Here is an 11,966-nt window from a genome sequence, read left to right as displayed (position 1 = left end):
GCGAATTTTCAGCTCATGGCCGCCCCTGACAATACTTGCCGAATGTACCAGCCGAGTCAGATGAACCGCTGCCCCTCGAACGGGTTCCAGCTCTGCTGCCCTTTGGCCTGCTTCAGGTAATAGGCCCGGTTGGTCAGGAAGCTGTACAGAAACGCAAACCCCATGCTGATACCGTTATCCAGAGGACGCGGGATTTCGCTGCCCGTCGCCACCTCATAGACGCTCAGCAGCAGCCCGATGCCGATGATGATGGCCAGCATGACCAGGTTCTTCTTCCACAGCCCCAGCACGAACCAATAGATCGGGCCGAAGAAAAAGGCTATGAAATTGTTGTTGATCAGCAACTTCTTCCCGAATGGCAAGGCGCGGAATGCGGCTTTGTATGACTCGGAGGTGGGGGCGCCGTACTGATCGAAGAAGGCGAAACGCTCCCGCCATTTTGGCTTGAGGTTATCCGGGGAAGATTGGGTCTGAGGGATGCCTTCCATTGGTGACTCCTGTGATTGTCGTCCGTGGGTTTCGAATAGCCGTGATCATGGCCGTTTCGGAGGGTAGATCAGCCTACTTTTGAGGGCAAGCTTGATCCCTGGTACAAAGCGAGAGCCAGCTCACAGAACGTTCAAGGCGGAAGTGGCCGAGCGTGTGCTCGCTGCTTTGCCGCGACACGTCTTGTGGGGCAAACCGAGATGAGCGACACCCTGCTATCAATGTCAGCTTTTCATGGAACCAACGTGGCAACCCGCGTCAACGCCTGGAGTCGCAGGACGCTACCGCGATAAGCCAATGCCATCCATGAACAAGGGGTTTAATGCGCGGGCTTGCCTGCAGGACAACCAGCACCGTACGCCGATGAGATCAAGCGCTGAACTTTCGGGCCGCACAGCGCCCCCGTGCTTGGGTTACCATACCGCCCTTGCGCAACACCCATCACCCAAGCCAAGCCCTCGCTTGCTCGACTCGACACCAACAGGTCATCCATGCGTCTGTTTCATACCTCCGACTGGCACCTGGGCCAAAGCCTGCACGGCCAGGAACGCGACTTCGAACACGCCTGCTTCCTCGACTGGCTGCTCGGCCAGCTGCGCCTGCGCCAGCCGGATGCGCTGCTGATTGCGGGCGACATCTTCGACACCGTCAACCCACCCGTCAAAGCCCAGGAACGCCTCTACGACTTCATCGTCCAGGCCCATGAGCAACAGCCCAAGCTGGACATTGTGATGATCGCCGGCAACCACGACTCCGGTTCGCGCATCGAGCTGCCCGCCGCACTCATGCGCCGCCTGCGCACCCATGCGTTGGGCCGTGTGCACTGGCTGGACGAGGGTCAGCTGGATGCCGAGCGCCTGTTGATTCCGCTGACCAACGGCCGGGGCAAGGTCGCTGCCTGGTGCCTGGCCCTGCCCTTCCTGCGGCCGGCCGAAGTCACCGGCCCGCAGCTGGGTGACGATTACCTGCAAGGCATCACCCAGGTGCACCAGCAACTGATCGCCGCCGCCCTGAAGAAACGCAAGAAAGACCAGGCGCTGATCGCCATCAGCCACGCGCACATGGCCGGTGGCGCGGTGTCGGAAGACTCCGAACGCAGCCTGATCATCGGCAACGCCGAGGCGCTGCCGGCCAAGCTGTTCGACAAGGCTATCAGCTACGTCGCCCTGGGCCATCTGCACAAACCGCAGAAGGTCAACCGCGAAGAACGCATCCGCTACAGCGGCTCGCCAATCCCGCTGTCGTTCGCCGAAATCAACTACCCGCACCAGGTCCTGGAAGTGGAGCTGGACGGCAACGGCCTGGTCAGCGTCGAGCCACGCCCCGTACCACGCGCCGTGGCCCTGCAACGGGTGGGCCCGGCACCGCTGGGCGAGCTGTTGCAGCAACTGGCCGACCTGCCCGTGATCGACCTGCTTGAAGACCCCAACCGCCAGCCCTGGCTGGAGGTGCGGGTGATGCTCGACGAGCCGCAACCCGACCTGCGCCAGCAGATCGAAACCGCGCTTGAAGGCAAGGCGGTACGGTTGATCCGCATCAGCGCCGAGTACGCCGGCCGCAACAACGCCGAGGACGATGACCTGGCCTTTGTCGAACTGGCCCAGATGACCCCGCAAGACCTGTTCAGCCGCGCCTGGGAGCAAGCCTACGGCAACCCCGCCGACGAGCAGGCGCTGGCCGACTTCGCCCTGCTGTTGCAGGACGTGCAGCAGGAAGAGGAACAGCCATGAAGATTCTCGCCATCCGCCTGAAGAACCTGGCATCGCTGGCCGGCCCGATCGACATCGATTTCACCGCAGAACCGTTGGCCAGCGCTGGCCTGTTCGCTATCACCGGGCCTACCGGTGCTGGCAAGAGCACCTTGCTTGACGCCCTGTGCCTGGCGCTGTTCGGCACCGTGCCGCGCCTCAATGCCATTGGCCGTGAGGCCAAGGTGCCGGACGCCGACGGCGACATCCCCACCTCCGACCCGCGCAACCTGCTGCGCCGTGGCACCGGCAGCGGGTTTGCCGAGGTCGATTTCGTCGGCATCGACGGCCGCCGCTACCGCGCCCGCTGGGAAGCCAACCGCGCCCGCGACAAGGCCAACGGCAAACTGCAGCACAGCCGTCAAAGCTTCTACGACCTCGACAGCGAGCAAGTGCTCGGCAGTGGCAAGAACGAATACAAGCAACTGGTCGAAGCCCGTTTGGGCCTGAACTTCGAACAGTTCACCCGTGCGGTGATGCTGGCCCAGAGCGAGTTCGGCGCGTTCCTCAAGGCCGACGACAAAGACCGCAGCGAGTTGCTGGAAAAGCTCACCAACACCGCGATCTACACCCGCCTGGGCCAGCGTGCCTTCAGCAAGGCGCGCGAAGCCGGCGAGGCGCACAACACCCTGAAAGAGCGCGCCAGCCACCTGCTGCCGATGGCTGCCGAGGCCCGTGCCGAGCTCGACAAGCGCCTGGAGCAGGCGCAGCAGCAGTTCAAGGCCGACCAGGCCGGCGAGCGCCAGCTGGAGCAGCAACGCAACTGGCTGAATGAACAATGCCAGCTACAGGCCCAACACACCGAAGCCAGCACCACGCTGCAGGCCGCCGAACTGGACTGGCAACAGCTGGCCGAACCACGCCTGGACCTGGCACGCCTGGAGCGCCTGGCCCCACAGCGTCACCAGTTCCACCGCCGACAGGCCCTGAGCGCACAGCTGGCGCCAGTGGCCGCGAAAATGGCCGAACAGCAACAGCAGCAAGCCGAACTGCAGGTGCGCACCCGCGAGCTCGAACAGGCGCTGGACACTGCGCGCCAAGCGCTTGCGGACCGCCAGGCCCAGCACAGCGAGAACGCGCCGCGCCTGCGCCAGGCCTTTGCCGCCCAGGACAGTCTGGCACGCCTGGACCAGGAGCTGGCCGCCCAGCGCAGCATCAGCCAACAGGCCCAACAACAGGTCGCTGACGGCCAGCAGCAACTGCAGCAGCTGGAAGACAACCAGCAGCGCAGCGTGCAGCAACTGGCGCAGATCGACACCGCGCTTGCCGACAGCCAGCACCTGGCGGGCCTGGCCAATGCCTGGCACGCCTACCTGCCGCAACTGAAACAGGTGATGCTGATCGGTGGCCGCCTGACCAAGGGCCGAGAAGAGCTACCCGGCTTGCAGGCCCAGGCCAGCCAGGCCAATGCGCACCTGCAGGCCGAGCGCGATGCCTACGACCTGTTGTTCCGTGAAGCCAAGGCCGAACCCCAGGCCCTGGCCGAACAGATCGACCTGCTCGGCGGCATGCTGCAGGACAACCGCAAACAGCAGCGCGCCGTAGAAGAAATGTCACGCCTGCACGGCCGTGAACAGGAGCTGCGCCAGCAGCTGGATGCCCTGCGCGAACGGCAGCAGCAGGCCATGCTGCAACGCCAGCAACTGATTACCGAAGGCACCGCCGCCAAGGCCGAGCTGGAGGCCGCCGAGCAGGCGTTGATCCTCACCCGTCAACTGCTGGAACGGCAACGCCTGGCACGCAACACCAGCGTCGAAGAACTGCGTGACCAACTGCGTGACGGCGAACCCTGCCCGGTCTGTGGCAGCGCCGAACACCCCTTCCATCAGCCAGAAGCGCTGCTGCAGAGCTTGGGTCGCCATGACCAGGCCGAAGAGCACGCCGCGCAGAAGCAGGTCGAAACGCTCAACAACACGCTGGTGGAGCTGCGTACCCAGCTGGGTGTGGTCAATGCCCAGCTCAAGGACTTTCAGCAGCAACAGCAGCAACTGGGCGAACAGTTGCAACCGCTGGTGGCTCAGGTACAGGCACACAGCCTATGGCCAGCCCTCGCCCCGCAGGACGACAAGGCCCGTAGCACCTGGCTCGACAGCCAGCTGCGTCGCCTGGATGAAGAAATCAGCCAGGACGAGAAACGCCAGAGCGCCCTGCTGGCCCTGCAAAAAGACGCCGCCCGCCTGAACCAGCAATTGCAGGCGGCCCACGACGCCCAGCAACAGGCCCAACGCCATCTGGAGCAACAGCACCAGGCCCTGGCCAACGACGAACAGCTGTTGCAGCAAGGCCTGAACGACCTGGCCGGCGTACTGCCAGAGGAAGCGCTCAAGGCCCTCAACGACGACCCGGCCAATGCCTTCCTCGCCCTCGACCAGCAGATTGCCCAGCGCCTGCAGCAACTGGAACAGCGCAAGGACGAACAGGAAGAACAGCAAGCCCGGCAAGCCCAGCTGGACAAACTGCGCGATCAGCAACAGGCGCGCGTGCAAGGCCTGCAGCAGTTGCAACACACACTCGCGGCCCTCGACGAACAGCGCCAGCAGGCCCAGGCGTCGCTCGGCGAGCTGCTAGGCGAACATGCCAGTGCCGAAGCCTGGCAGCAGCATATGGAAGCCACGCTGGAACAAGCCCGCGCCCTCGATGCCGACACCGCCCAGCGCCTGCAAGATCTGCGCACCCAAGGCGTGCAACTGGCCAGCGAGCTCAAGGCCAATACCCAGCAACAACAGGCACTGGATGCCGAATGCCAACAGTTGCAGGCCCAGATCGCCCAGTGGCGCAGCGAGCATCCGGAACTGGACGATGCCGGCCTCGATCGCCTGCTGGCCATGGATGACGCGCAAGTCAATGAATTGCGCCAGCGTTTGCAAGCCGCGGAAAAAGCCATCGAGCAGGGCCGCGTGCTGCTGCAGGAACGTGAGCAGCGCCTGCAACAACACGCCGCACAAATGACCGTGGACACCTCGGCCGAAGCCTTGGAACACGCCCTGACCGAGCTGCGCGGGCGGCTGGTCAACCATGAGCAGCAGTGCGCCGAATTGCGTGCACAACAGGCCGACGATCAGCGCCGGCAGCAGGCCCACCAGGCGCTGGCGGCAGAAATCGAACAGGCCCACCAGCAGTGGCAACGCTGGGCCCGCCTCAATGCCCTGATCGGTTCGGCCTCCGGTGATGTGTTCCGCAAGATCGCCCAAGGCTACAACCTTGATCTGCTGCTGCACCACGCCAACGCCCAGCTACGTCAGCTGGCCCGTCGCTACCGCCTCAAGCGCGGCGGCAGCGCCCTTGGCCTGCTGGTACTGGACACCGAGATGGGCGACGAACTGCGTTCGGTGCACTCGTTGTCGGGCGGGGAAACCTTCCTGGTGTCGCTGGCCCTGGCGCTGGGCCTGGCGTCGATGGCGTCCAGCACCTTGCGTATCGAGTCGCTGTTCATCGACGAAGGCTTCGGCAGCCTCGACCCCGAGTCGCTGCAACTGGCAATGAACGCCCTCGACGGCTTGCAAGCCCAGGGCCGCAAAGTGGCGGTGATTTCCCACGTACAGGAAATGCACGAGCGCATCCCGGTCCAGATCCAGGTGCGGCGCCAGGGTAATGGCCTCAGTGACGTGGAGGTGTGCGGGTGATCCTCTACTCGTTCCGCCGCTGCCCATGGGCCATGCGTGCGCGCCTGGCCCTGCGCTATGCCGGCTGCGAGGTGGAAATTTGCGAGGTGGCGATGAAGAACAAGCCGGCAGAGCTGCTGGCCTTGTCGCCCAAGGGCACGGTACCGGTGCTGGATACCGGTGCCGAGGTACTGGAAGAGAGCCTGGACATCATGCGCTGGGCGCTGACGCAAAACGACCCGCAGGATTGGCGGCTACAGGCCAACCCTGCGGCTGCGCAGCAGGCTGAAACGCTGATTGCGCGCAATGACACCACGTTCAAGGCGCACGTGAACCTGTACAAGTATGCCGAACGTTACCCGGAGCATTCCCGCGAGCATTACCGCCAGCAGGCCGAGGCCTGGCTGGCGGAGCTCGAAGGCTTGCTGGTGGGGCGGGCTTACCTGCTGGCCGACCACCCGAGCATGGCCGATGCCGCGTTGCTGCCCCTGATGCGCCAGTTTGCCGGGGTCGAACCGCAGTGGTTCGCCGAGGCGGCTTATCCGCGTGTGCGGAGCTGGCTGGAGGGGTGGCTGGCTTCGGAACTGTTCAGGTCAGTGATGGCCAAATGAGTTCACGCGATACCTTGTAGGAGCGGCCTTGTGTCACGACGCAGGCCGCTCCTACAGGACACCGCACAAGGCTCAGTGGTGGTGCTTGCCACTCAGGGCCGCATGGAAATGGGCGCTCTGGCGCAGGTACTGCTCGGTGTAGCTGTGGGTGGCAGAAGCCTTGCTGCTGTCGGCATGGGCATGCGCTGGCAGGACGACCGATGCGGAAATGGCGGATGCGGCAATAACCGGGAAGAGATTGAAGTTCATCTGGGCTGACCTCGACGGCGGTGGTTTGACGGTGGCCCTTTTGGGCCTTGGGTCAAACTTACGCCGCCGAGGCCGCACGCAAAAATTCATTGCAGCAGTACCGATTATCACGCTGATCGATATCACTCGATGAACTTGAGGTCCGAGGGTGCATCCTGCTTCAGCGTCTGCATCGTCTCCAGCAGCTTGCCACTGCGCGGATCGCGACGTATCACCACGATCTGGTTGCTCTTCTGGTTGGCCACCAGCAGGAAGTTGTCACTCGGGTCCAGGGCAAACTCCCGAGGGTGATCACCTTCTACCGGGCGACGCTGCAGGAACGTCAACTGGCCGTCCTGCTTGCCCACGCTGAACGCCACAATTTCATTGGCTGTGCCACGGTTGCTCACGTACAGGAAGCGCCCGTCCGCCGACAGGTGCAAGCCACCTGCCGCCTTCGCTGCGGCCTCCTGGCGCTCGGTCAGGGGTAAGCGCTGGCGTTCAACCAGGTTGCCGTCCTGCACATCGAACATCACCACCTCGGCGTTCATTTCCAGGGTGAGGTAGGCGTGCCGGCCCTTGGCGTCGAACAGCAAGTGACGCGGACCGCTGCCCGGCGGCAAGGCCACGGACGCAGGTATCGCCGCTGTCAGCGGGTGGTCCGCACTGGCACCGTCGTAGCGGTAGATAAACACCTTGTCGGCACCCAGGTCGCTGGCATACAGGTGCTGGCCATCCGACGACAGCACCAGCGAATGCACGTGGGCGCCGGCCTGACGCTCAGGGTTGACCCCGCTCGCCTTATGCCGGGCCTGTTGCACCACGGGCTTGAGCGTGCCGTCCTTGGCCACCGGGATCACCACCAGGCTGCCACCGGGGTCGGGGTTGACCGCGTAGTTGGCCACGAACAGGTAGCGCTGGTCACGGCTGAGGCTGGCGTGGGTGGGCTCGTCGCCCTGGGTGACCACTTGGTTGAGCGGCTTGATTTCGCCTTTGCTGCTGATGCTGAAACTGCTGGCATGGCCCTGCGGGGTCTCATTCACCGCGAACAGCTGACGCTGGTCGGCCGACAGCACCAGCCACGAAGGGCTGACGCTTTTCACCACCTGCAGAGGTGTGGGGCCGATTTGGCCGGCCTTGTCGTCGAAATGGTAGCGGTAGATACCCTGGCTGGCGCCATCGGTGTAGCTGCCCACCAGCAAGGTGGCAGCGTGGGCAGAGATTGTCAGGCTCATCAGGCTAGCGGTCAGCAGGCTCGTCCAGGTCCGGTTCATCTTGGTCATCATCCGGGGCACGAAAGGCACTCATACAGATTAGCCGATGCTCGCCGTTGGCATCGTTGAGTTGCCATTCATCTCCGGTGGCGATAGCGGCGGCGACTTGTTCGGGGGTGAAGGACCAGCGGCGAAGCTGGCGGCCGTCCATGCATTCGACGGTGAGACCGGATGCGTCGGCGGTGAAATCGAAGGCGTGCAGGCCGTCAATCAAGAGCATGTCGCAGGACTGCAGGGCGGTGGCGAGGGGGGACATGGGGGTACCTGTGGAAGATGTGGCGGCATTATAACCCTGGTGCTGCTTTGCAGCCCAATCGCGACACAAGGCTGCTTCTACAAGGGCACGCGAACCTAGTGGAGGAGCGGCCTTGTGTCGCGATTGGGCCGCAATGCGGCCCCCTTGCGATTCAATGGGCGAAAATCGAGCCCCCCTCCTTGCCCACCATCTTCTCCGGCTTGATCAGGAACCGTGCCAGCGCCGGCAGCAGCCACAGCGCGCCAAACATGTTCCACAGCAGCATGAAGGTCAGCATCAGCCCCATATCAGCCTGGAACTTGATTGCCGAGAAGATCCAGGTGCACACGCCGATGGCCAGGCACAAGCCAGTGAACAACACGGCTTTACCCGTCGAGCGCAGGGTCTGGTAATAGGCCTCCTGCAACGGCAGCCCCGCACGCAGGAAGCTCTCCAGCCGGCTGTAGATGTAGATGCCGTAATCCACGCCAATCCCCACCCCCAGCGCCACCACCGGCAAGGTCGCCACCTTCACCCCGATGCCCATATAGGCCATCAGCGCGTTGCCCAGCACCGAGGTCAGCACCAGGGGCAGCACGATGCACAGCGTGGCGGCGAACGAGCGGAAGGTGATCAGGCACATCACTGCCACGCAGATGTACACCAGGATCAGGATGGTCAGTTCGGCCGACTTGATCACTTCGTTGGTCGCTGCCTCGATACCGGCGTTGCCCGCCGCCAGCAGGAACTGCAGGCCTTCCTTGTCATGGCTGTCGGCAAACGCCTTGGCCACGGCGGTGACACGCTCCAGCGTTTCAGCCTTGTGGTCATTGAGGAACACCAGCACGGGTGCCAATGAGCAGTCGCCGTTATAAAGGCCGTCAGCCCGGGCGATGGAGTTGTTGAGGATGTCCGGGTTACGCGACAGGGTTTCCCATTTCAGGCTGCCCTCGTTCATGCCCTTGATCACCTGCTTGGAAACGGTGACCAGGGAAATCGCCGACTGCACGCCAGGGGTGTTTTCCATGGTCCACATCAGCTCGTCGATCGGCGCCATGGTCGAGTGGACCGAGCACTTCTCCGACGGCGTCTTGACCATGATCACCAGCACATCGGAACTGGTCGAGTAGTTGCTGATGATGAAGTTGTTGTCCTGGTTGTAGCGTGAGTCGGGGCGCAGCTCCGGTGCGCCCTGGTCGAGGTCGCCGATCTTCAGGTTCTGGCTGTACCACAAGCCCCCGGCGAAGGCGAGCAGCGCCAGCACCACCGACACCGGCGCCACCTTGGCACTGGCGAAGTTCGACAACAGGCGCCAGAACGGGTGCTCGCGGGTCGCGTCTTTCTTGCTGCGTTCGATGGCCTTCTTGCTGATGCCCACGTAGGAGATGGCCACCGGCAACAGGATCAGGTTGGTGAACACGATCACCGCCACGCCAATGGAAGCGCCAATGGCCAGTTCGCGAATCACCCCGATGTCGATGATCAGCAGGGTAATGAAGCCCACCGCGTCGGCAAGGATGGCGATCATTCCCGGCAGGAACAACTGACGGAAAGTGCGCCGGGCAGCGGTAAGGGCGTTGTCGGCGTCACTCGACTGCAGGGCGATGCCGTTGATCTTCTGCACCCCGTGGGAAATGCCGATGGCGAAGATCAGGAACGGCACCAGCATCGAGTACGGGTCCAGGCCAAAGCCCACCGCATGCATCAGCCCCAGCTGCCAGACTACCGCCACCAGCGTGGTGATGAGCACGGCGACAGTGCTGCGGATGCACCAGGTAAACCAGTACAACAGCACCCAGGTGATCACCAGGGCAACGCCGAAGAACATCGCCACCATCACCAGGCCATCGATCAGGTCACCGACCTTCTTGGCAAAGCCGACGATGTGGATTTTTACATTGGGGTTCTGCGCCTGGAACTTGTCACGGATCTTCTCTTCCAGCAGGTGAGAGAACTGCTGGTAGTCCAGCTTCACCTGTTTGCCCGGGTCCTGCGGGTCGGGGTAGCTCTCCAGCAGCGGCACGTCGACGATGCTGGACTTGAAGTTGTTGCCTACCAGACGCCCCACCTGGCCTGACTTGAGCACGTTGTCGCGCAGGGTATCGAGGCTGTCCTGCGACCCGTTGTAGGTGTTAGGGATGACCTCGCCACCGGAAAACCCCTCTTCGGTGACCTCGCTCCAGCGCACGCTGGGGCTCCACAGTGACTTCAGCCCGGCCCGATCGACACCCGGGATGTAGAACACTTCGTCATGGATCTGACGCAGGGTCTCCATGTAGTCCTTGTCGAAGATGTCACCGTTCACCGCCTCCACCGAGATGCGCACGGTGTTGCCGAGGTTGGCCAGGTCGTTGCGGTGCTCCATCATCTGCTCGATGAACGGATGCTGCAGCGGGATCATCTTCTCGAAGCTGGTGGAGGGGCGAATCTGCGTGGCCTGCCAGAACAGGAAAATGCTGACCAGCACGCACAGGGCGATGACCACTGGGCGGTTGTTGAAGATCAGGCGTTCGAGCAGCGTGGCTTTATCCTGGTGATGCGGGTGCATGGCAATGCTCTCCCTGCTGGTCATGGGCGCACCTCCCGGGCCGCCTGATCAGCCCCTTCGGCGCTGGCCAGGTGCACACCCCCCTGCCCCACCAGCAGCAGGCCGCCGTTGGCCAGGCCACTGACGCCGGCCAGGGCCAGGCGGTCGGCACGGTTGTACACGCTGAAGGTCTGGCCGTCGTCCGTGCTGCGCAGCACGCTGCCACCATTGCCGACCAGCACCAGGCTGCCATCATCGACAAGCGTAGCGCCTGCCAGGCCGAACTCCAGGGTACCGCGCGCGGCCTTGAGTTCGATCGGCTGCCAGCTGTCACCGAAGTCGCTGGAGCGGAACAGGTTGCCGCGAAGGCCGTAGGCCAGCAGGGTCTGCGGCCTGGCGGTGCCGATCACGCCGAACAACGAGCCCTCGTAGGGGCCCTGGACCTTGGCCCAGGTCTGGCCGTTGTCGGTGGAGCGGAACATGCCGCCCTGCTCACCCACGATGAACAGGCCGGCATCGCGCACGTGGGCGATACCGTTCAGGTGCAGCTGGTCCGGGTTGTCCAGCCGCTCGGCCACATCCTGCCAGTGCTGCCCACCATCGGTGGTTTCCAGCAAGGCACCATAGGCCCCCACGGCAAAGCCGTGCTGAGCGTCAAGGAAGGAGACATCGAGCAAGGGCGCTTCACGGGCGAGGTCTTCGAACTGCTTGCTCCAGGTGGCGCCGCCGTCGCTGCTGGCGAGGATCTGCGCGTCATGGCCGACGGCCCAGCCACGCTTGTCGTCGAGGAAAAACACGGCAGTGAGCAATTGCCGGGTGGGTACCCGGGCCTGGGTCCAGGTACTGCCTTGGTCGTCGGAGAACAGAATGTGGCCGCGATCACCCACCACCACCAGGCGCTTGCCGGCATGGGTGGCGTCGATCAACAGGCTTTGGCTGGCCTTGGCCGATTCGGTGGAGTATTCGTCGGCGGCCGCGGCCTGGGCGCTGTCTGCCCACACCCCCAATGCCAATGCCAGCATCGCGCTGGCTGCCCATGGCCAGGCACCACGCCTGGCTGGCGTACGTAACTGTTCCCTCATGACTGCCCCCTTGTTGTGTTCTTTTTGGTGGGTCAATGCATTGCAGGCTTTGCAAAAAGCCTGATCTAGAGGCCTGCAATCGCTTGAGGGGATCGTAGCGGGGATGTTTGCGGGAAGACAACGGGCGGGGTGTTATGTTTTGTTGTCGGCCGGGGAAAGCCGGGGCCGCTGGG

The 11,966-nt window shown here is 63.6% G+C and carries 9 protein-coding genes; 3 read left to right on the top strand and 6 right to left on the bottom strand.

The genetic code is table 11. The features are described from left to right. Window positions 1-56 precede the first annotated feature (56 nt). Window positions 57-488 (bottom strand): DUF2628 domain-containing protein, encoded by a 432-nt coding sequence (locus I8746_RS20755; protein WP_003247236.1) that lies wholly within the window; start codon window positions 486-488, stop codon window positions 57-59. 489 nt (window positions 489-977) lie between these two features. Here I8746_RS20755 and I8746_RS20750 point away from each other — a divergent pair, with 489 nt between their 5' ends. Genes I8746_RS20750 through I8746_RS20740 form a run of 3 tightly spaced genes read left to right on the top strand, consistent with a single transcriptional unit; the run spans window position 978 to window position 6,447 of the window. After that, window positions 978-2,216 carry an exonuclease SbcCD subunit D C-terminal domain-containing protein gene (locus I8746_RS20750; RefSeq protein WP_012053234.1) on the top strand — a complete coding sequence of 413 codons (1,239 nt, stop codon included), beginning with the start codon at window positions 978-980 and terminating at the stop codon, window positions 2,214-2,216. After that, window positions 2,213-5,857 carry an AAA family ATPase gene (locus I8746_RS20745; protein ID WP_221101030.1) on the top strand — a complete coding sequence of 1,215 codons (3,645 nt, stop codon included), beginning with the start codon at window positions 2,213-2,215 and terminating at the stop codon, window positions 5,855-5,857. The genes I8746_RS20750 and I8746_RS20745 overlap by 4 nt, the downstream gene beginning before the upstream one ends. After that, the gene (locus I8746_RS20740) at window positions 5,854-6,447 is read left to right on the top strand and encodes a glutathione S-transferase (protein ID WP_003247233.1); all 594 of its coding nucleotides are present in this window, start codon (window positions 5,854-5,856) and stop codon (window positions 6,445-6,447) included. Before I8746_RS20745 ends, I8746_RS20740 begins: the two co-directional genes overlap by 4 nt. 72 nt (window positions 6,448-6,519) lie before the next feature. Here the strand turns inward: I8746_RS20740 and I8746_RS20735 are convergent, their stop codons facing one another. From I8746_RS20735 to I8746_RS20715, 5 genes are all read right to left on the bottom strand, one after another. Then, a complete protein-coding gene (locus I8746_RS20735) occupies window positions 6,520-6,696 on the bottom strand; it encodes a hypothetical protein (protein ID WP_012053237.1) in 177 nt (58 codons plus the stop codon). A 122-nt stretch (window positions 6,697-6,818) separates the two neighbouring features. Continuing rightward, window positions 6,819-7,949, bottom strand: coding sequence for a lactonase family protein (locus I8746_RS20730; protein ID WP_259674182.1), 1,131 nt, complete (start codon window positions 7,947-7,949; stop codon window positions 6,819-6,821). After that, window positions 7,915-8,205, bottom strand: a complete 291-nt coding sequence (locus I8746_RS20725) for a DUF5629 family protein (protein WP_121783838.1) — start codon at window positions 8,203-8,205, stop codon at window positions 7,915-7,917. The genes I8746_RS20730 and I8746_RS20725 overlap by 35 nt, the downstream gene beginning before the upstream one ends. 151 nt (window positions 8,206-8,356) lie before the next feature. Next, window positions 8,357-10,756 (bottom strand): RND family transporter, encoded by a 2,400-nt coding sequence (locus I8746_RS20720; RefSeq protein ID WP_003247228.1) that lies wholly within the window; start codon window positions 10,754-10,756, stop codon window positions 8,357-8,359. After that, entirely contained in the window at window positions 10,753-11,793 is a 1,041-nt protein-coding gene (locus tag I8746_RS20715; protein ID WP_012053239.1) for a YCF48-related protein, read from the bottom strand. Before I8746_RS20715 ends, I8746_RS20720 begins: the two co-directional genes overlap by 4 nt. Window positions 11,794-11,966: the final 173 nt, after the last annotated feature.

Origin of the sequence: Pseudomonas sp. USTB-Z (assembly GCF_019691255.1) — a bacterium.
Classification (GTDB): domain Bacteria; phylum Pseudomonadota; class Gammaproteobacteria; order Pseudomonadales; family Pseudomonadaceae; genus Aquipseudomonas; species Aquipseudomonas alloputida.
Note: the sequence above shows the minus strand (reverse complement) of the source record. Positions and strands in the feature narration are given on the sequence as shown.